Annotated in this window: 20 protein-coding genes; 11 read left to right on the top strand and 9 right to left on the bottom strand. The window is 61.5% G+C overall.

Going from position 1 to position 19,876, the window contains the following annotated elements; all coding sequences use genetic code 11:
- Window positions 1–2: 2 nt before the first annotated feature.
- The 4 genes from LB541_RS03375 to LB541_RS03360 are packed head-to-tail and all read right to left on the bottom strand — an operon-like array spanning window position 3 to window position 4,559.
- A complete protein-coding gene (locus tag LB541_RS03375; RefSeq protein ID WP_140564416.1) occupies window positions 3–1,103 on the bottom strand; it encodes a glycosyltransferase family 4 protein in 1,101 nt (366 codons plus the stop codon).
- On the bottom strand, window positions 1,088–2,380 hold the full coding sequence (locus LB541_RS03370; RefSeq protein WP_140497414.1) for a TIGR04295 family B12-binding domain-containing radical SAM protein: 1,293 nt from the start codon (window positions 2,378–2,380) through the stop codon (window positions 1,088–1,090). The genes LB541_RS03375 and LB541_RS03370 overlap by 16 nt, the downstream gene beginning before the upstream one ends.
- Window positions 2,377–3,456: an NAD-dependent epimerase/dehydratase family protein gene (locus tag LB541_RS03365; RefSeq protein ID WP_140497416.1), complete on the bottom strand. Its 1,080-nt coding sequence runs from the start codon at window positions 3,454–3,456 to the stop codon at window positions 2,377–2,379. The genes LB541_RS03370 and LB541_RS03365 overlap by 4 nt, the downstream gene beginning before the upstream one ends.
- Complete coding sequence (locus LB541_RS03360; protein WP_140497418.1) at window positions 3,453–4,559, bottom strand: NAD-dependent epimerase/dehydratase family protein; 1,107 nt, start codon at window positions 4,557–4,559, stop codon at window positions 3,453–3,455. Before LB541_RS03360 ends, LB541_RS03365 begins: the two co-directional genes overlap by 4 nt.
- A 216-nt stretch (window positions 4,560–4,775) precedes the next feature.
- Here LB541_RS03360 and LB541_RS03355 point away from each other — a divergent pair, with 216 nt between their 5' ends.
- Window positions 4,776–5,048, top strand: a complete 273-nt coding sequence (locus LB541_RS03355; protein ID WP_140497420.1) for a hypothetical protein — start codon at window positions 4,776–4,778, stop codon at window positions 5,046–5,048.
- 40 nt (window positions 5,049–5,088) lie between these two features.
- Here LB541_RS03355 and LB541_RS03350 read toward each other — a convergent pair whose 3' ends face one another.
- Window positions 5,089–5,787 (bottom strand): response regulator, encoded by a 699-nt coding sequence (locus tag LB541_RS03350; RefSeq protein WP_224617831.1) that lies wholly within the window; start codon window positions 5,785–5,787, stop codon window positions 5,089–5,091.
- Between the two features lie 185 nt (window positions 5,788–5,972).
- On the opposite strand from LB541_RS03350, the gene LB541_RS03345 reads away from it, so the two are divergent.
- Window positions 5,973–9,080, top strand: coding sequence for a CheR family methyltransferase (locus LB541_RS03345; RefSeq protein ID WP_140650290.1), 3,108 nt, complete (start codon window positions 5,973–5,975; stop codon window positions 9,078–9,080).
- Window positions 9,077–9,448: a response regulator gene (locus LB541_RS03340; RefSeq protein WP_140515210.1), complete on the top strand. Its 372-nt coding sequence runs from the start codon at window positions 9,077–9,079 to the stop codon at window positions 9,446–9,448. Before LB541_RS03345 ends, LB541_RS03340 begins: the two co-directional genes overlap by 4 nt.
- A gap of 404 nt (window positions 9,449–9,852) precedes the next feature.
- Here the strand turns inward: LB541_RS03340 and LB541_RS03335 are convergent, their stop codons facing one another.
- The 3 genes from LB541_RS03335 to LB541_RS03325 all read right to left on the bottom strand — a co-directional run bounded on the left by LB541_RS03335 (window position 9,853) and on the right by LB541_RS03325 (window position 15,036).
- Window positions 9,853–11,031, bottom strand: a complete 1,179-nt coding sequence (locus LB541_RS03335) for a zinc-dependent alcohol dehydrogenase (RefSeq protein WP_140497428.1) — start codon at window positions 11,029–11,031, stop codon at window positions 9,853–9,855.
- A gap of 80 nt (window positions 11,032–11,111) precedes the next feature.
- Window positions 11,112–11,897 (bottom strand): SDR family NAD(P)-dependent oxidoreductase, encoded by a 786-nt coding sequence (locus LB541_RS03330; RefSeq protein WP_140497430.1) that lies wholly within the window; start codon window positions 11,895–11,897, stop codon window positions 11,112–11,114.
- 805 nt (window positions 11,898–12,702) lie between these two features.
- On the bottom strand, window positions 12,703–15,036 hold the full coding sequence (locus tag LB541_RS03325; RefSeq protein ID WP_224617830.1) for an FdhF/YdeP family oxidoreductase: 2,334 nt from the start codon (window positions 15,034–15,036) through the stop codon (window positions 12,703–12,705).
- Window positions 15,037–15,214: 178 nt separating this feature from the next.
- On the opposite strand from LB541_RS03325, the gene LB541_RS03320 reads away from it, so the two are divergent.
- From LB541_RS03320 to LB541_RS03290, 8 genes are all read left to right on the top strand, one after another.
- On the top strand, window positions 15,215–15,433 hold the full coding sequence (locus tag LB541_RS03320; protein WP_140555671.1) for a hypothetical protein: 219 nt from the start codon (window positions 15,215–15,217) through the stop codon (window positions 15,431–15,433).
- A gap of 52 nt (window positions 15,434–15,485) precedes the next feature.
- Window positions 15,486–15,950 (top strand): hypothetical protein, encoded by a 465-nt coding sequence (locus tag LB541_RS03315; protein WP_318012593.1) that lies wholly within the window; start codon window positions 15,486–15,488, stop codon window positions 15,948–15,950.
- Window positions 15,947–16,099 (top strand): hypothetical protein, encoded by a 153-nt coding sequence (locus LB541_RS28600; RefSeq protein WP_318012592.1) that lies wholly within the window; start codon window positions 15,947–15,949, stop codon window positions 16,097–16,099. The genes LB541_RS03315 and LB541_RS28600 overlap by 4 nt, the downstream gene beginning before the upstream one ends.
- 137 nt (window positions 16,100–16,236) lie before the next feature.
- The gene (locus LB541_RS03310; RefSeq protein WP_140497440.1) at window positions 16,237–16,473 is read left to right on the top strand and encodes a hypothetical protein; all 237 of its coding nucleotides are present in this window, start codon (window positions 16,237–16,239) and stop codon (window positions 16,471–16,473) included.
- A gap of 401 nt (window positions 16,474–16,874) precedes the next feature.
- Window positions 16,875–17,336: a hypothetical protein gene (locus LB541_RS03305; protein WP_224617828.1), complete on the top strand. Its 462-nt coding sequence runs from the start codon at window positions 16,875–16,877 to the stop codon at window positions 17,334–17,336.
- Entirely contained in the window at window positions 17,333–18,553 is a 1,221-nt protein-coding gene (locus tag LB541_RS03300) for an Nramp family divalent metal transporter (RefSeq protein WP_140515217.1), read from the top strand. The genes LB541_RS03305 and LB541_RS03300 overlap by 4 nt, the downstream gene beginning before the upstream one ends.
- The gene (locus LB541_RS03295) at window positions 18,553–18,912 is read left to right on the top strand and encodes a hypothetical protein (protein ID WP_140515218.1); all 360 of its coding nucleotides are present in this window, start codon (window positions 18,553–18,555) and stop codon (window positions 18,910–18,912) included. The genes LB541_RS03300 and LB541_RS03295 overlap by 1 nt, the downstream gene beginning before the upstream one ends.
- Before the next feature lie 2 nt (window positions 18,913–18,914).
- Window positions 18,915–19,265: a hypothetical protein gene (locus LB541_RS03290; RefSeq protein WP_140497446.1), complete on the top strand. Its 351-nt coding sequence runs from the start codon at window positions 18,915–18,917 to the stop codon at window positions 19,263–19,265.
- An 82-nt stretch (window positions 19,266–19,347) separates the two neighbouring features.
- Here the strand turns inward: LB541_RS03290 and LB541_RS03285 are convergent, their stop codons facing one another.
- On the bottom strand, window positions 19,348–19,677 hold the full coding sequence (locus tag LB541_RS03285) for a hypothetical protein (RefSeq protein WP_140515219.1): 330 nt from the start codon (window positions 19,675–19,677) through the stop codon (window positions 19,348–19,350).
- Between the last annotated feature and the right edge of the window lie 199 nt (window positions 19,678–19,876).

The raw sequence follows: 19,876 nt of genomic DNA, 5'->3' as shown, positions 1-19,876 counted from the left end.
GATCAGCGCTCCGCCATCGCTAAGGCCGCTTTGTCGTAGACGTCGCGCATGGCCGCTGCCTGCCTCGCCAACGAAAACCTGCGGCTCCGGCGCAGGGCTGCCCGTCCGAGCTCCCGCCTGTGCTGCGCATCCGCGGAGAGACGGTTGATGCAGGTGGCGAGATCATGCGGATCGCGCGCGTCGTAGAATAGCGCGGCCCCGTCCCATAACTCGCGGTAGGTGGCGATGTCGGATAGAACCAGCGGCGTCGCCGACATGGCCGCTTCCAGCGTCGCCAGGCCGAACGGCTCGTAGAGCGATGGCGACACGAAGATTCCGGCGCGTGCCATCAGGGAGCGCATCTCGTCATGCGGTAGCGCTCCGAGAGCGACGGCATGGCTGAAGCCGGCGTGCTGGCCGTCCGGACCTAGCGTGGAACCGGCTGCAAAGACGGGCCATTGCGTTATCGACGCGGCCTGGTCGATCACCGTGGCGTTCTTGGCTTCGTCCCACCAGCGGGCGGCGGCGAAGACGAGCGGTTGACGTTTTTCGGCTTTCGCAACCGGGCGGGCGCCGTTGGCGACGACATTGAGACGCGCGATTTGTCCATAGCAGGTTTCGAGCATGCCGGCGTGGCTGTGGCTCGGCGCGATGACGGCGTCGGCCGTGTCGAAGCCGCGCCTGTTGCGCTGCTTCTGCCAATCCCATGCGCTGTCCACCGCCTGTCCCTTGACGGCATGGAACCATGTGACCACGCAGGAATGCGAGACCACCACGATAGGGCAGGGCGCATCGAGCCCCACTGCCTGCGTCGGGGCATTGAGATGAACAAGGTCGATGGCGTGGTCACGAATGGGCGCATGCAACTCCCCCGGCAACGCATCGAGGTCGCTGGCATTGCGGGTCATCCAATCCGGCGGCGTGTTCAGCCAGGTCAGTGTCGCCAAGGACTGTGCTTCTTCGGCCTGTTGCGTGGATGGTTCCGGACCGAGACCGGCGAGCAAAACGCTGTCCCCGCCGTCCACGAATTCCCGCGCCAGATCAAGCGCGTACCGCCACACGCCGCCCACGGCATCGACCGTCATCAGGATGCGCCGCGAACGCGGGGTCAGTGTCCGCAACATGTCGCCTCCAGTTCCGCCAGCGGACGCGGGCGCTTCTCCTGGATGTCGCTGAATTTTTGGAACGAGGCGAGATAGTGTTCATGCGCGCGCTCCCACGCGATGTCATCGGGCTCGCCCCAAAGCTCGCGATAGCTGGGCGAACTCGGGTAGGGATAGAGCGGTACCGGCTCATTGGCCCATACGCCGTTGTCGATTAGGTGGTTTCGCCAGTAGTCGACCAGGGCAGGGTCATCTTCGACCACGCCGATCAGATTGGCCTGGACGAACGGAACATGGCGTCTTGCATCGACGAGCAGCGCGGCGAGTTCCTCCGTGCCCAGGCGGCAGCGCTTGGCCAGCATGGCCCGGCCCTCCACTGTCAGGCTTTCGAGGCCCGCTTCGATTGACACGCAACCGGCCGCGCCAAGCAATTCCAGCAGTTCGGGCTTCCACAGGTCGATGCGGGTCTGTACGCCGAATTTCACGTCACGGTCGACCAGTGCCTCTAGCAAGGCTTTCTGCGGCAGGAAAATCTCGTCGATGAAGTAGATATAGCCGACACCTTGGGCGATCAGCCGGTCTATTTCCGTCACGACCGCCTCGTGATTTCGGCGGCGATAGGCATCGCGGAAATCCATCTTGGCGCAGAAGCTGCAATTGTAAGGGCAGCCGCGCGACGCCTCGACTTCCGCGCCGAACCCCACCTGGTGGTCGTCGAACCTGTGATGGTGGTGCGCGTGCGCGGCGATCCAGTCCGATGGCCATTCGAGCGGCGGATGGTCGATGAACGAACTGGCGTGAACGCCGCCGTTCGAGATCAGCCTTGCTTCGCTAAAGTAGGCGGTTGACGACACCGCACTCCAATCATCGCGCCGTGCAAGGTCGGCCACGACCTCCTCGCATTCGCCGCGCACGATGATGTCGACGCCGAGCTTGCGCAGCGTTGGCGCCGGTGTCGCCGAGCCATGCGGCCCGACCGCGACGGTGCGCCCGCCCCGCCCGGCAAGGCGGTTGAGAAAATCGGCCGGCACGCGCAATTCCGGCGGCGCGCAGCGCCAGAACAGATAGGTCGGCGCTGTGGTGACGACCGTCATTGCCGGCGCGAACTCGGCCACCCGTTCGGAAAGGCTGGAATTGTCAAGCTTCTGAAGCTGTCCGTCCAGCATCAGCACCTCATGGCCAGCCCGTTCGAGCAAGGCTTTCGAGTAGCCGAGTTCCAGGGGTAGATGCGGTTGGCGGCAGCCGAAATAGATGCTGTCGTCGTAGGTCCAGAATGGGTTGACCAACGCGATTTTCATGCGACGTACCTCTCGGCTTCGGCGTGGGGTTCGAGCCGGTGACGCTGCAACCATTCGGCGAGGTCGCGGATGCCTTCTCGCCACGAAACATGCGCCGTCCAGCCAAGCGTGGTTTGCATCTTTCTCGTATCGGCGACGAAGAAGGGCTGGTCGCCCGTCCGCTCTGCCTCATAGCGGATCGACAGTGCTCGATCCGTCAGGCTGCCGATCTCGCTCAACAGCATGCGCAGGCTGAGCGCATTTTTCGGTCCGCCGCCGAGATTGAACGCCTGGCCCGTGATCGTCTCGATCCGGTCGAGCACGGCCCTGTAGGCTGCAACTGCATCGGAGACGTGCAGGATGTCGCGCACCTGCCTGCCGTCGCCGTAAATGGTTATCGGCCGCCCCGAAAGCGCGCAAAGGAGGAAGTGCGCAACCCAGCCCTGGTCCTCCGTTCCGAACTGGCGCGGGCCGTAGATGCAGCTCATCCGCAGGACCGCCGTCGGCAAGCCATAGGACTTGGCGTAGTCGAGCACGTACTGGTCGGCCGCGCCTTTGGAGCAGCCATAGGGTGTGCAAAAGTCCAGGCTGCGGCCCTCGCCGATGCCCTCGGTGCGGATCGCAGGGTCGCAGGGCACATAGCGCTCGCCCTCCGGGCGAACCGCAATGTCGGGGAGGCTGCCGTACACCTTGTTGGTGCTGGCGAAGATCACCGGGATTCGTTCGCCGCTCTGTCGCGCCGCCTCCAGGACGTTGAAAGTTCCTCTAAGGTTAATGTCGAAATCCTCGCCCGGCCGAACCAGGCTGGTGGTAACGGCGGTCTGCGCGGCCAGGTGGAATATGGCTTTCGACCCCGTGAGGGCCGAAGCCAAGGCGTTGGCGTCGCGCACATCGACGGTTTCCACGGTGAGGCGGCTTCCATGCTTGTGCGACAACCATTCAAGGTTCTGTTCGACACCAGCGCGACTGAGATTGTCGATCACCAGCACCGGCTCGCCGTCCGACAACAGGCTGTCGGCAAGATTGGACCCGATGAAGCCGCTGCCGCCGACGATGGCGACAGGTGCTTCGCGACGGTTGCGCCTACCCGGCTTCATGACACCAGCCCGCGTTCTTCGAGTTCGCGTTTCATGTCGGCGCCGCGATCGATGGCAATCGTGTTGCGCACCCAGGAAACGAAGTCGCCGAGGGAATTCTCCAACTGCCGCCCTGGTTCGAAACCCAGCAGTTCGCGCGCCTTGGAAATGTCGGCGAAGCAGTTGCGAATGTCACCGGAACGCGCTTTGCCGAGCAGCTCGGGCGAGCGGTCCGGCGTTCCCATGGCCTCGGCCAGCAGCCGCGCGACATCGCGGATCGCATAAGCCCGGCCGCTTCCGATGTTGATGACGTGGCCTTTTGCCTGGCGTTGCTCCAGTGCCAGGCGAAAGGCGCGGGCGACGTCACGTACATGAACGAAATCGCGCTTCTGCTGGCCATCTTCGAAGATCATCGGCCGCTTGCCGTTGGCCAGACGCGAGGCGAAGTTGGCCAGCACGCCGGTATAGGGGTTTGAAAGCGCCTGTCCGGCGCCGAAAACGTTGAACAGGCGCAGCGCCACCGCATCGACGCCATAGGCTTCGCCGAAGATCAGCACGGCGCGTTCCTGGGCATATTTCGTCAATGCATAGATGGAGGCGAGATCGATCGGCTTTTCTTCGTCTGTCGGCAACGGCGAGAGAGGTTCACCGTCCGCCGACAAGGGATCCCACTGTCCGCCTTTGAGGTCGTTGGCCTTGCGCCGGGCGTTGCCGACGCGCCGGCCGTCGGGCGTGGCATACAGACCTTCGCCGTAGACGCTCATCGAAGACGCGACGACGATCCGCTCGACCGGGTGCTTGATCAACACCTCGAGCAGTGTTGCAGTGCCGAGATCGTTGGCGCCGACATAGCGGGCGATCTCGTACATGGATTGGCCGACGCCGACTTCCGCAGCCAGGTGAACCACCCCGTCGACGCCCTTCAGCGCCTTGGTGACGGCTTCGCGATCGCGCACGTCGCCCTTGATCAGTTCGGCTCCAGCGGGAAGGTTGACCGCTTCGCCGGCATGCACCTGATCCAGCAATGCATCTAGGATGCAAACCGAATAACCGTGATCGGCGAATTCTTGTGCGACGTGGCGACCAATGAAACCACAGCCCCCTGTGACCAGTATACGTTTCACGACAACTCCTCGGACTGGTGACCTCGGCGCCCCCAACTTCTCGGCAAAAGCTTTGTTCCCTGCGCATCAACAAAGTTCTCCTGGCGGTTTCATTCGACAGCAGGCGCATCGCACCGCGCGACGGGTGCTGGAACATTGCCTGCCGTGTGCTGTTAGGACGCTCAACAGTTGCCGCGGTGCGTGCGCGGCGAGAGAGCAGGTCCAAAGGAGATTTCGATGTCGCAATCGCAGACGACCACCAATCACGAGGAGATTCGCAAATGGGCCGAGGAGCGGAACGGCCGGCCGGCAGTGGTGCGAACCAAGGGCGAGGGCGGCATCCTGCGGATCGATTTCGGCGAGCCCGAGGAGGCATTCGAACCAGTCGAATGGGATGAGTTCTTTCGGATATTCGATGAGAACCGTCTGGCTTTTCTTTACCAGGCCAACACCGGCGGCGGGCAGACCAGCCGTTTCAACAAGTTCGTCGAGCGTGACCAAAAGGGCTGACCGAGGCCCGGCCGGCGATCAATCGGAAACCTGGTTCGGCTCAGTTCAGAAGCCTTGCGCCGCTGGACTTTGCCAAATCGCGCATGATGGCGTTAAGCCAGTCTTCGGTGGACTGGCCGATCCGCCTTTGGTCGATGTCACGGATCGCTCGCTCAAGCGTCCTTTCGACAAGCCGGTCGGAGGCTTCCACATCCCCCAGCAACAGACGTGCCGCAAGCCTGAGTTTGGGCAGGAGCGAAAACACGTCGTCCGGCGAACTTGGCACAAAGCCGCTCGCCGCAGCCGGGCTTTGCGGCGGGAAAAGAGCATTGAATACAGCCCCGCTGCCCGAGGATTTTCGCAGGTTGCTGGCATGCCGGAGATGTTCGGGAATGGCGATATCGCTGTCACCGCTGAAAAACACGAACGGCACGCCGCGGCGCATCAGTTCGTCCGCGATCGGAAAGACGCGTCGCCCGTTGAGGTTGACGTCGAGGATGGCAGCCTCGGCCGATTCAGTGTGCAATGATGCTTGTTCGACCGTCGCTGCCGGTCCCAGGATGATCGCACCCATATTGCTGAAATAACGGGCGAGATCTCCGGCTACCATCCATTCGTCTTCGACGATCAGAAGATGCACCCCTTGCAGATCGCGCACCTCGTCATCCTTTCTCGACCAGTATCTCGTGGAAACAGTCTCCCTGGCCGAGCCTGCTGGCGTGTCGGCACGAGCCCGGCCGAAATCGTCGAGCAATTCCACGCCGCTGACTCCATGTGCGTCGGGAGCTTTGTTTCAGAATGGACGTTTGGTCATTGAACACGTGAACTCCAAATTCAACGCCATCCGTCGCGACTTGTTCCGTATCTCCGCCGCGCCTATGCTTACCTGCTGTCCGCCTGCTTCATAAGTGATTTCGCACACAGGTGCCGAAAGGGGAACTTCCAGTGACAGCCCAGTCGAAAAGATTTCCCATCGTTGGCGTCGGCGCGTCCGCCGGCGGGATTCCGGCGATGGAAGGGCTGTTCAAGGGTATGGCCGATCAGCCCGGCATGGCGTTCGTCGTCATCACTCATCTCAGCCCCAAGCGAGAGAGCCTGTTGCACGAGGTCGTCGGCCGCTACACCGAAATGGCGGTCGAAATCGCGGCGGACGGCATGATCGTTCAACCAAACCACGTCTATGTCATGCCGCAGAACGTGACCATGACCATCGACAAGGGAATGCTGCGCCTGCGCCGGCCCAATGGGTTCAGCCAGGAGCGCAAACCCATAGACATCTTCTTCAGCGCACTTGCCGAAGACCAGGGCGAACATGCCGTCGGCGTCATCCTGTCGGGCGGAGATTCCGATGGAACCTTGGGCGCCAAGGCGATCAAGGAGCATGGCGGGCTCACCGTCGCGCAGATCTCCGACGGCTACGGCCCGCGCAACCCCGATATGCCGCAGAGCGCCATCACCAGCGGACTTATCGATATAGCCGCGCCCGCCGAGGAGATCGGCACGAAACTGGAAGCCTTCACGCGCGGCTTCGACGCGTTGAATGGGTTGGCGGAGGAGGATAGCGTCCGCACGGCGGGTATGGAAAAGGTCCTGTCCCAGATCTACGGCATCCTGCGCAGCCACTCAGGCCATGATTTCTCGGGCTACAAGACCAAGACGTTCCTGCGACGCATCAAGCGGCGCATGCAGATCGCGCAGATGCAATCCATTGGCGCATACGTGGAATGGCTGCAGAAGGACCCTCGCGAGGTGATGAACCTTTTTCGCGACCTGCTGATCAACGTCACCAACTTCTTTCGCGATCCCGAGGCCTTCGAACTGCTCGAGCGAAAGATCGTACCGCAACTCTTCGAAGGCAAGACCGCCAACGACATCATCAGGGTGTGGATTCCCGGCTGCGCCACAGGCGAAGAGGTGTTCTCCATCGGCATCCTGCTGCGCGAACATGTGGAAAAGCTCCCGGTCGTTCCGCGAATCCAGATATTCGCGACCGATATCGACGAACCGGCGCTGGCGGTGGCGCGGGCAGGGCGCTATCCTGAAGCCCTGCTGCAGGGACTTTCCCCCGAACGCCGCCAGCGGTTTTTCAATGGCGACGGGGACACCTATGTCATCAGCAACGAGATACGGGAGCTGTGCATCTTTTCGCCGCACAGCGTCGTTCGCGACCCGCCTTTCTCACGCATGGACCTGGTGTCGTGCCGTAACCTGCTGATCTATTTCGGCCCCGCCATTCAGAACCGGGTCATTCCTATTTTCCATTACGCCCTGAAGCCCGGCGGTTATCTTTTCCTCGGCACCTCGGAGAGCGTCGGACAGAACGACGATCTGTTCGCTACCGTCGACAAGAAACATCGCATCTTCCAGGCGCGGGAGCATGCCTCGCCGCATGTCAGGCTGCCGGCCCTGATCGGCGATGGCCGTTCAGGCGCATTCCCGTCCGAGAGCACTGGCTTGAGGAAGGGAGCCGCCGGTTATCCCCTACGCCAGGCGGTCGAGGCGCAGGTGCTGGAGCGCTTCGCCCCCCCGCATGTGCTGGTCAACGCCGAGGGCGATGTCGTCTACTACTCAGCTCGCACCGGCAAATATCTCGAAGCGCCGCAAGGCATTCCCAGCCGGCAACTGTTGACAATGGCGCGCCGTGGGCTGCGACTCGACCTGCGCGCCGCGCTGCGGGAAGCGACGTCGACGCGCCGGACCGTCATACGGGAAAATCTCACGGTCGAGGAGGATGATGAGCGGATCCAGCCGATCAAGCTCACCATTGAGCCGCTGGCGGAACGCGACAATGGCGAGCCGCTCTATCTCGTCCTGTTCGAACCGTCGGGACCTACGCAGATCCGCACAGACGAAGGCGGCAGCCATGACACCGACAGCACCGCCGATCTGGAGCGAGAACTGCGCGATGCGAGGGAGCGCCTGCAATCGACGATCGAGGAATATGAGACCGCACTGGAAGAGGTGAAATCGTCCAACGAGGAACTCGTCTCTGTCAACGAGGAGGCCCAGTCGACCAATGAGGAACTTGAGGCCTCGAAGGAGGAAATGCAGTCGCTCAATGAGGAACTGAACACTATCAATGCCGAGTTGACGAACAAGATCGAGGAACTCGATCACGCCAACAGCGATCTGCGCAACCTGTTCGAAAGCACGGAGATCGCGACCATTTTCCTCGATCGCAATCTAGTGGTGCGGACCTTCACGCCCGCGGCTTCGTCGTTCTTCAGTCTGCGACCCTCCGACGTCGGCCGGCCGCTGACGGACCTGTCGAGCCAGTTGGAGTATCCCGAGTTGAAGCAGCATATCGCCGAGGTGTTCGAGACAGGCGAGACCCTGAACCACCACCTTGCGCGCGACAGCGCCGGGCGGTTTCACATGGTCCATATCAATCCCTATCGGGACAAGAGCAACCGCGTTCAGGGTGTGGTCGTGACACTGGTCGACGTCACCACTCTGGCTCAGGCGGAAGAACATCAGCAGGTTCTCATCTCTGAGCTCAACCACCGGGTCAAGAACATGTTGGCGGTGATCGTCAGCATTGCGAGCCGCACGCGGGAGAAATCCGTCTCGAAGGATGAATTCGCAGAAGCCTTGATCGGACGCTTGCATGCGATGTCGCGGGCCTATGGATTGTTGAGCCGGAAAAGCTGGAAGGAAGCTTCGGTCAGCGAGCTGCTTCACCAGGAGCTCGAGCCGTTTGGCATTGAACGGTTCGAACTGAACGGCCAGGAGATAGAACTTGGACCGCAACAGGGTCTTTCCCTTAGCATGGCCGTCCACGAACTGGCCACCAACGCGGCCAAATATGGCGCTCTTTCCAAACCTCGTGGCAAGGTGGTGGTGATGTGGTCGATCGCTGACGACATGTTTACGCTTACCTGGCGCGAGAAGGACGGTCCCCCTGTCAATGAACCCGTCGGCAGCGGCTTCGGCCTCACGCTGCTGCAGGGAGAGATCGGCTACAGGCTTGGCGGCCATGTCGAAACCGTTTTTCGCAAGGAAGGCCTCAACGTTCAGATCGCATTTCCCGTTAACCGGAAGGAGGGGTCGTGAACGACGGACCGCGCGTCCTGGTTGTCGAGGATGAATGGCTAATCGCGGAAGACACCGCGTTAGTCCTGCGTAGCGCCGGTTACCAGGTGGTCGGTCCCGCGCCTTCGGTAGCCGCGGCGCTTCGTCTCGTCGGCTCGGACAAGATCGACATGGCGTTGCTGGACATTCAGTTGAACGGTGAAACGAGCCTGCCCCTCGCGGAGACATTGCAGGCGCAGGGTGTTCCCTTCGCCCTCATGACGGGATTTGGCGCGCGCGACCTACCGGCATCCTTTCGCGACTGCAAATTCGTGCCCAAGCCGGCGACTGAAGCAGCTATCCTGGCTGCGCTGGCCGACCTGGGGTCGCTGCGCGACGTTTCGCGTTGACGGGCACTCGAAGAGCGCCACAGGATCAGTCCAAGGGCTTGTCCGTCGGTCGCGGAGTCGTGCTGGGCTGACGGGGACGACCGGCATTTCGATTGGCTGTGGGATTGTCCAGGGGAGGGGCTGAAGGGTGAGATCCTCCGGCAGTCTTCGGCGTCGGCGATTTCGCCCCTGCGTCCGTATCACCGGCGTCTCGCCTCGGGTGTGGCAAACCATCGGTGTTCGGAGACCGAATAACGGGTTTCGAGCGAGAATTCTCGTTGGCCATGGCGGCACCCTTCTTCCGAACCGAACTCAGCGGGTCAATCGCCGACACAACAGAAAGTTCCGAACTGCCAATGCCGATCGGGCGGGCGTCCAACGGATGCCGGGAATGAGACAGCTCTTGCATCTGGAATTGCGACATCTCAGCCATGCGGCCGCATAACCACCTTGATGCAACCATCCTGCTTGTCTCGGAAGGTCTTGTAGAGGTCCGGCCCGGCTTCGAGCTCGGCTCTGTGGGTGATGACGAAAGACGGGTCGATCTCGCCATTCTGGACCTTGGCCAGAAGTGGTTCGAGATAGCGCTGGGTATGGGTTTGGCCCATTCGGAAGGTCAGCCCCTTGTTCATCGCGGCGCCGAACGGGATGTGATCGACCAGGCCGATATAGACGCCGGGAACCGAGATGGTGCCGCCCTTGCGGCAGCAATAGATCGCCTCTCGCAGCACATGCGGCCGATCGGTGCCGAGATAGACGGCGGCCTTCACCTTGTCGAGCATGGCGTCGGCGCTGGCGCCGGGGTCGGATTCAGTGCCGACGCAGTCGATGCAGCGATCCGGGCCGCGGCCGTCGGTCATCGCCATCAGTGCGTCGTAGATATTGGAATTGCTGAAGTCGAGCGTCTCTGCTTTGCCGTGTTCACGCGCCATGGCCAGCCGCTCCGGCACCTTGTCGATGGCGATGACGCGGCCGGCGCCGAGCATCCACGCGCTCTGGATGGCGAATTGGCCAACCGGGCCGCAACCCCATATCGCGACCGTATCGCCCGGCTCGATGCCGGCGTTCTCTGCCGCCATGTAGCCGGTCGGGAAGATGTCGGAGAGAAACAGCACCTGTTCATCTTCCATTCCCTCCGGCACCTTGATCGGACCGACATCGGCGAACGGAACCCGCAGATATTCCGCTTGTCCGCCCCAATAGCCGCCGACAAGATGCGAATATCCGAAAAGGCCGGCCGGCGATTGACCCATCGCTTCGGCGGCCTGTTTTGCGTTGGGATTCGAGCGGTCGCAAAGCGAAAACAGCCCGTTCTGGCAAAACCAGCACTCGCCGCAGGAAATGTTGAACGGCACCACCACCCGGTCACCCTTCTTGAATTTCGAATGGCCCTGACCAACCTCCACCACTTCGCCCATCGTCTCGTGGCCAAGCACGTCGCCCGATTTCATCGTCGGCATGTAACCGTTCATCAGGTGGAGGTCGGAGCCGCATATGGCGCAGCAGGTAACCTTGATGATCACGTCGCGGTCATCCTCGATGACGGGATCGGCCACTTGGTCGCAGCGTATGTCGCCTTTGCCGTGCCATGTAAGGGCTTTCACGATGTTGCTCCTGAGTTTCGAGGGTGCGTTTCATTGGTGAGACGCGCGTTTCTCGTGCGTGGCGCCGGAGATGCCGCCGGTCAGTCCTGGGACGCCGAGCCCGGCGCAGCCATCTCGCGGTGCTGTTCGGCCAGCGTACCCGCTGGCGTGACATGCGCAGCGGCGACCTGCAGCTTGTTCTTCCAGCCGCTGACCACCTGTTCTTCGCCAGTCATCATCGCTTCGTAGCCGGCCTTGGCAACGTCGGCCGGATTGTCCTTCTCGTCGGTGCCGACCTTGGTGTCCATCATCTCGGCGCGTTCGAAGAAGCGTGTCTGCGTGGCGCCGGGCATCAACACGGTCACCGTGACGCCGGTGTCCTGCAATTCGTGACGCAAGGCGATCGCGAAGGAATCGATGAATGCCTTGGTGCCGTTGTAGACGGCTTGGAAAGTCCCGGGCATGAAACCGGCGATCGACCCGGTGAAAAGAATGCGCCCGCGCCCGCGGCGAGCCATCTTGGCGCCGAGTTCATGCGCGAGATACACCGTTCCGGTGATATTGGTGTCGATGATGCGCCGGATCTTCCCCCAGTCCTGGTCGACGAAGCCATTGCCGAGCCCGCGTCCAGCGTTGAGAAACAGCAGGTCGATGTCACGCTCGCCAATTCGGGAGATCAGCCGATCCACGCCTTCGACGGTCGCGAGATCGGCCTCGACGGCTTCGACTGCGATATTATGTGAGCCGAGTGCCTCGGCGGCCTGCTGGATTGCCGGTTCATCAGCCGCAACGACGAGATTGTAGCCATCCTTCGCGCAGAGTTTCGCAAGTTCCTTGCCTATGCCGCTCGAGGCGCCGGTGACCACTGCGAGTTTTGCATCCGTCATGATTTCCTCCGTCGTGCCGGCCGAACCAGCAGAGGAGATGATTGTTCCGTGGATCGGTATCGTCCGGTCGGCGCCTGTCGGGAGTCTGACTTCTGCTCTTGGCCGGGCGATGGATTTTCGGAATTCGGGCGGGAACAACCGGATGGTCCCGCAGTTCGGCGCGTGCAGGAGGAACATGATGCAACATGCTGATAAGATCGCGCTCCGGCGTGTGAAAATGCTGGTCGAGCAATATGTGCTGACCAGGAGCAGGCGATATGATTTCGTGTCGACGGAGTTGGCTTGCAGGGCCATTCGTGAGGTGATGCGCAGCCCGATCGAAGATGCCGAACTGGATCGGATGTTGGCCAGAAGCGCGGCCAGGCAGGGGCTTTCGGTGCGATTCGACCGGATGGAAGCTTGGCAGGCTGCTTCGCCATCTCCCACCGAAGGAGTATCGATATGAGAGCCGTGTTGCTGATGCTGGCACTGGTCTGTCTGGCCGGGTGCAACAATCCCGATCCCGACAAATCCAAAGCGGATACGAACAGTCAGCCGGTCGACAAAAACCCCACAACCGACACGAACCCCACCCCACAAACCACCACCGGCGGAGATCAGCAAGGCACCCAACCGGCCCAGCCGGCATCCCCTAAGCCGGCTGGCGGCTAGCTACGGCCTGGCCCACCAGACTGGGACCGCCATAGAGCAGTTCATCGTCTGCGGAAACGGCTAACCACTCTGTGTTGTTGTTTTTGCGCAATTCCTAAGGGAAAGCGCACCGCGCTTTTCCCTGGAAAGCCGTACACACTTTTCCTGGATTGCTTTAGTGGCGCGCCGAGCTTCTCGTTTTGGGTTCCCTGGCAACAATTCTGACGGGAACCGACTTTACGGCGGGGACGTGAGCCTTCTTGGCCCGGTGCCACAGAGGAACCAGGGGATTGAGTTCCGGATAATAACCGGCGCAGTTGCCTTCGGGCACGGAGTAGGGGGTGATGCGCAAACCTCGAACCCGCCGCTCCACGCCATCGTCGGCATGGGTTTCCAGATCGATTTCCTGCCCGGCGCTCAATCCGAACCGCTGAATGTCGGCCTCGTTCATCAACAGGACCATGCGTGTGCCGTGTATGCCGCGCAGTCTGTCATTGTACCCATAGACGGTGGTATTGAACTGGTCATTGGAGCGCACCGTTATCAGCGTCAGCACATTGTGACCCGAAACACCGATGTCCGGGTCTGTTTCAAGCGTCGTCGGCAGCTTGAAATTGGCTTTCTTGTTCGGCGTCTCCCAGACCCGTTTCGAGGCCTTGATATCGCGGTGAAAGCCTCCCGGCGTCAGGAACCGCTTGTTGAACTCACGAAAATGCTGCGGGTAACAACGCTCGATCTCATCGCGGATAAGGGAATAATCGGCGACCCATTTATCCCACGGGATCGAACTCACCCCCGATACGGTGGCCTTGGCCAGTTCCGCCACGATCTTCGGTTCGGAAAGCAGATGCGGTGAAGCCGGCGGACGCGAACCGAAGGAGCCGTGGATACAGGCGGTGGAGTCCTCCATCGAAACGGTCTGGTCGCCGCTCGCCTGATGGTCCCTTTCCAGCCGCGACAGGCAGGGCAGCAGATAGGTCACCGCCCCCGGCAGGAGATGACTGCGGTTGAGCTTGGTGGCGACTTCGACATGCAGCCCAAGCCGACGCCATGCTTTCTCGATCAGGCCGGTTTCGGGCACGGCGCGAACGAAATTGCCGCCGAGTCCGATGAAGCCTTTCACCGAGCCGGCGATGACGCCCTCGCAGGCCTCGACCGTGTCGAGACCCTTCTCGCGTGGCGGCTCGAAATCATAGAACCGGGCGAACTTGTCGAGCGGAACGAGCTCGGGTTTTTCGGATATGCCGACAGTGCGCTGGCCCTGTACATTGGAATGGCCGCGCAGCGGTGAAATGCCGGCGCCGGGCTTTCCCATGTTGCCGCGCATGAGCAGCAGATTGCATAGCATCTGGACGTTCTCGGTACCGTGCCGGTGCTGTGTCAAACCCATGCCGTAATTGCCGATCACCGCGTTGGAGCGGCTGTAGACCTCGGCAACATGTTCGAGATCCGCCTGCGCAATTCCCGAGCGCCTGACGATGTCCTCCCACCTGGCGGCCCGCAGGTAAGCCTCGAATTCGGCAAAACCATCCGTGTGCTCGGCAATGAAATCGCCGTCGAGGACACGCGGATCCCCGTGTTCCCGTGCCGCGTCGTCGAGCGCCAGCACCGCCTTGGCGATGCCGGTCATGGCGGCGATATCGCCGCCGCTGCGGACCTGGAAGAAGTCGCTGGACATCTTCGTGCCGGGGCCCGGCGACAGCATCTCAAGGGGATCTTGCGGATTCTTGAAGCGCTTCAGCCCCCTTTCCGGCAAGGGATTGAAGGTGAACACCGGCACCCCACGTTGACGAGCCTCTTGCAGCGGATGCAGCAGCCGCGGCGCCGTCACCCCGGTGTTGTGGCCAAAAAAGAACATCATGTCGCACTGGGAGAAGTCCTCGAGCTGCACGGTTCCAACCGGCGAGCCGATCGATTCGGGCAGCCCGACCGATGTCGATTCGTGGCACATGTTGGAAGAATCGGGCAGGTTCGATGAGCCATAGATACGCGCAAAGAGCTGATACATGAACGAAGCCTCCAGCGAGGCCCGGCCGGATGTGTAGAAGACGACCGATTTCGGATCGAGCCGCCGGAGCTCCATGCCGATCTCGAGGAATGCGTCATCCCAGGAAACCGGTTCATAGCGGTCAGTGACGGCATTGTAGCGCAGGGGATCCGTAAGCCTGCCTTGTTTTTCGAGGTCACGATCCGGCCAGTCGAGCAGTTCGGTGACCGTATGTCGCGCGAAGAAATCGGGGCCGCAACGCAGCTTCGTCTGATCCCACATGGTCGCCTTCGCGCCATTTTCGCAGAACTCGAAGGGCCGCGGATCGGCCGGCTTGGCCCATGAACAGGAAACGCACATGTAGCCATCGGCTTTGTTCTGCTTGAGCAGCGTGCTCCATATGCCCGACATCAGCAGGCCTTCGCCGTATGCCTTGCGGACCAATGACCTCAGGGATCCCCATCCGCCTGTGGGATGGTTGTATTTTTTTGTTTCGATACGGTCGGTTACGGCAGGTTTCATCGAGATCGTCCTTGAAGAACCGATACCGAACCTCGCCCGTCACCGATTGTTCCCGCGGCTCCGTGCAGAGTTGGCGTCGAATCTTGCGTGTCGAAGCCGACGCGGCCGAGGAGCGATCGCGGCCGGTCGTGGAACTATTTTCGTGATCGGCTGTTCGGCTTGGGAAGGGAGCCTGGCAATGGTGCGACGCAATGCAGTGCTTTCGCTCGTGATAGCCGCCATCATCATCATCGGCTTCCTCATAGGCTTTCTCTATGCCGACATGGGCTGGCATACCTCGCCACTGAAGCGGGCGCCTGAACAGAACCGGGGCGGTAACGCGCCGACGGATACTTCGCCAGCCGCGGGCGTCCGGAAAAGTCCCCAGGAAAACACCGAAATGCCGGGGCAGCAGTAGCGACCTCGAACGGGATTCCGCGCGAAAGGATGTCATGCTGTCAGATCCTACCGTGCTGATCTTGATGTATTTCCTGCTGCCGGTCTGGTTGGCCGCCGGATTTGCCGACTGGCTCTGCCATCGCGCGTCTCACATCGAATCGACGACAGGCGCCAAGGAGTCGTTGATCCACCTTCTGATGTTCGCCGAGGTCGGAATACCTTTGCTGGCCGCCATGTTTCTTGACGTGAATGCTCTCATCATTCTCATCATGATCGTCACCTTCTTCGTCCACGAGGCGACAGCGATGTGGGACGTCAGCTACGCCACCACCGCCCGCACCGTCACGCCGATCGAGCAGCACGTTCACAGCTTCCTGGAGATGATCCCGCTGATGGGGCTGGTCAGCGTCATTTCCCTCCACTGGGGACAGTTCCTCGCCTTTCCCTCCACTGGGGACAGTTCCTCGCCTTGTTCGGGGCGGGGACGGAAACCGCGCGCTTCGAACTTGTCTGGAAATCGCAGCAGCTGCCGGTGACCTACATTGCCTGCGTGATGGCCGTGATCCTGATTTTCGAACTGCTTCCCTATCTGGAAGAGCTCGTCAGGGGATTGCGGGCCAATGCCGGGAAACTGATCCCGTCGAAGGCCAGGCGAGGGGATCCGGGCCAGACGACATTGCGTTGACGTGATCGCGCAGCGACACTCCTCCGGCCACTGGCATCGGAATCCAGCCGGTCTGCAATGCCAGGATCGTTGTGCGGAACATTTCTGTCGGGCGAGCCATTGAGAGAGCGGGCATGGCAGCGATGGGGAGTGCGACGATGGGATTTCTATCCGACCTCGACAAGAAACTGACGGACAATGTCTACGAACATGGCAGCCAGCTCACCGATTCCGCCGCGGATCTCCCGCAGACGGTCGGCGAAATTGTCGAACGGCTGATGCCTTTCGTCCAACCTGAGGCGCGCGAGACGGTCAAGGCTCAGATTCTGGGCCTGATCCACGAGTACAAAGCCGAGCGCACCCGGAGCGCCGCCGAGCAGGATCATCCAGACTAAACTACCCGTTCTGGTCTATCGCGTGAGGCGCCGGCTGGCTGCCGCCCCCGCTGCCCGATGTATCGCGACCGAACCATATCCAAGCCGCGACAAGCACAATCACCACGATGGCTATCCAGGCAATGAGACGGGGCATCGAGGGGTCCTTCCCTGCCAGTCGATCGTTCGGGCGGCGCGGCGATCAGGATGGAAGTCGAACCGCCCGACTCCTCGTTAATCCGATTGCCGATCCTTTGTTCCGCTCGAGCTGGTCCCCGTCGCTGCCGCTTGGCACCTGCCGCGGCCGACAGAATTGCACTCCGTGCTGGGCTCGATCGTGGCCTCGGTTGACGGGGAGGGCGGGCGCGCTAGATCAAAACTTGCGCCGAACATGGTTCTCGTTGGTGGGGGAGGTCATTCGTGTGGCGGATCCAACGCCGGCTCTAACCCTTAGCAGCTATCGCCTTGGCCGCAACAGCGCGTGCCTGCTGTTGCTCATGGCCATGTCGACCGCGTGCTCGTCCTCGGACCAGATCGAACAGCAATCCCGAACTGCCGCCTCGACGGCGCAGACCGTATCAATGACGCTTGATGCCTGGGCGGCGGGAGCTGCCCCTTCCAAATATGCTTCGGGCACGCTGCACTCGGCCGGCACGACGCTGGCCGATATCGACGCGAAGATCCGATCGGCCACTACGGCTGAACCTGCCGAGCAGGCTGCGTTGGCGGCGGCGGTCAAGGACCTGTCGATCGCGGTGGACCGCGCCCAGGCGGGAGTGCAAGCGGACCGCCCCCCGCAAGTGCAGGAGGCTCAAGAAGATATTCGGACGGCCACGCGCTCCCTGGCCGCCGCTTACTTCAGATATTTCGCGCCGAAGCCATGAAGAAGCTCCTGGAAATATCGCTGGGCATCGTCACCAGTGTTGGCGGTTTCCTGGAAGTCGGATCGATGGCGACGGCAGCCCAGGCAGGTGCGACCTTCGGGTTCCAGCTGATCTGGGCGGTGGTTCTCGGCACCATCTGCATCATTTTTCTGGTCGAGATGGCCGGCCGGTTTGCCGCCGTGAGCCATCACACCATCTCCGACGGGATCCGGGAACGATTTGGCTTCAACGTTTCGCTATGGCCATTGCTTGCCGCCCTGCTGGTCAATTTCATGGTGCTGTCCGCCGAGATCGGTGGTGTTGCCATCGCGCTCGAACTTGCCACCGGCATTGGCTTCCAATGGTGGGCTTTACCCGTGGCTTTGATGGCATGGCTGTTGCTGTGGAAAGGCACGTTCGGGCTGATCGAGAAAGGCGTGTCGATACTCGGCCTCGTGACGCTGTGCTTCGTGGTCGCAGCGGTGATGCTGAAGCCCGATTGGACAGCTGTCGCGTCCGGCGCGGTGCCTACACTGCCGACCCATGATGCGGCGAGTTACTGGTTCATGGCGGTCAGCATCCTTGGCGCTTCGATATCGCCTTACCTGTTCATGTTCTATTCCTCGGGGGCGATCGAGGACCAGTGGGACAGAAGCTATCTCGGAACCAATCGGGCCATCGCCGGACTGGGCATGGCCTTTGGCGGCACCATTTCGATCGGCGTCTTGATGGTGGCCGCGCTCGTGCTTGCAACGCACGGCATCGATCAGGTCGACGACTATCATCAATTACCGTTGATGCTGATCCCGATATTCGGCTTCTGGGGGTTCGTCCTGTTCGTTGCCTCGCTCGCCATCGCTTGCTTCGGCGCCGCACTCGAGGTTGGGCTGCAACAGGCTTATCTGGTGGCGCAAGGGTTTGGATGGAACTGGGGCGAAAACCTCAAGCCACGCGACGATCCTGGCTTCAGTGCCGTCTACACGGTATCATTGTTTCTGGCCGCCATCCCCATCATGCTTGGGCTCGATCCGCTGAAGCTCACCATTTTTTCCATGGCGCTGACCGCCGCCAGCCTGCCGCTGACGGTAATTCCTTTCCTTTTCCTGCTGAACGACAAGCGCTATGTCGGCGAGCACCGCAACGGCATTGTCTCGAATGCCGCGGTGATCTTCATCATCGGGCTTGGTTTCGTGCTCGCCGTGGTGACCATTCCCCTGCAGATATTCGGAGGCACGTGATGGATTTGCTGCGCGACATCCTCGACAAGCAGATCGTCGACCGCGAGCAGGTCAAGATCGGCAAGATCGACGGGCTGGTGGCGGAGTTGCGGCCGGGCAAGCCGCCGAGGATCATCGCGGTCGAGCTCGGCTCCGTCACCTTGGCGCGTCGCCTCGGCGTACGGCCAGGGCGTTGGATGACGCAGCTCGCGGCAGCGTGGGGCGGCAAACGCCATCGCAAGCCGCACCGGATCGCCTGGAAGAAGGTCCAGGACATAGGCGTCGACATCCAGTTCGATATCGATGTGCGCGAAACCTCGATCTTCGCCTGGCAGGACTGGCTGCGCGACCATGTCATCGGACGCATTCCGGGAGCTTGATGATGTCCACCGTCAACCTCGAACATCTGGCCGGACGACGCGTTCTCTCGCGGCAAGGCGAAAGCATCGGCTATATCGAGGAGATACGAGCCGAACCGGCCGGCGACGACTTCGTCGTTACCGAATTCCATGTCGGTATCTACGCCGCTTTCGAGCGTCTCTCGGCCTCGACCATCGGTACGGCGGTGCTGGATTTCTTCCGGCTGCGCCGTCGCGACGGCCTGTACCGTATTCCCTGGGACAAGCTCGACATCTCCGATCCTGCACGGCCGCGGCTGCTGTGTTCGACAACGGAACTTTCCGGCATGAAGGGCGCCCCCGAATTTCATCCACGAGGGAGGCAGGATCGATGACGACCCAGGCGGACGGCCGCGCGAAAGTGCTCGAACTCAGCCAAGGGTTGTCTGATGCTGTCTGCACTCAGGATGATGCGCCTTACCGCAGCAGGCTGGCTGCCAGGAACACCGCGGCCGCTATCAGCACGACGGCCGCAATCATCATTAGCGGCCAGTTGCTGCGGGGCTGCAGTTCGGGCTCGTTCTCCACCGGCCGCATCGCGTTGGCGAAGCTGGCATCGTTTTCGAATTTTGGCCGGAGAGAACGCTGCGGACCTGCTTCAGTGACCGGGTTCTGCGTGTCCGCCGCCTCGGCGTCGGTCTCGAACGGGGCAACTGCAGGATCGAATCCGGGCGTTTTGTCCCGTGTGGCTCCGGCCTGAACTTCTCCCCTGGCTGCGGCAGGTGTGGAATTTGAAATCTTGGCCATGAACTCTCCTCGGAACCCAATTCGGCAAGTTCGCTCGGTCGACAGATTGACGCTCATGGGTCGCATTTAAAATCAAATCTCGCAGCCGCCGATTTGTTCCGCGCCGCGGTCCCGATGTTGAAGGTCTCCTGGCCGGTCGTGGGGCCTGTCCGAAGGCGCTTGCAGCGCATCGCACGGTGCCGGAACAAAGCCCATCCTG

The sequence above is a fragment of the Mesorhizobium sp. BR1-1-15 genome, assembly GCF_020165475.1.
In the GTDB taxonomy this organism is placed as follows: Bacteria; Pseudomonadota; Alphaproteobacteria; order Rhizobiales; family Rhizobiaceae; genus Mesorhizobium.
Note: the sequence above shows the minus strand (reverse complement) of the source record. Positions and strands in the feature narration are given on the sequence as shown.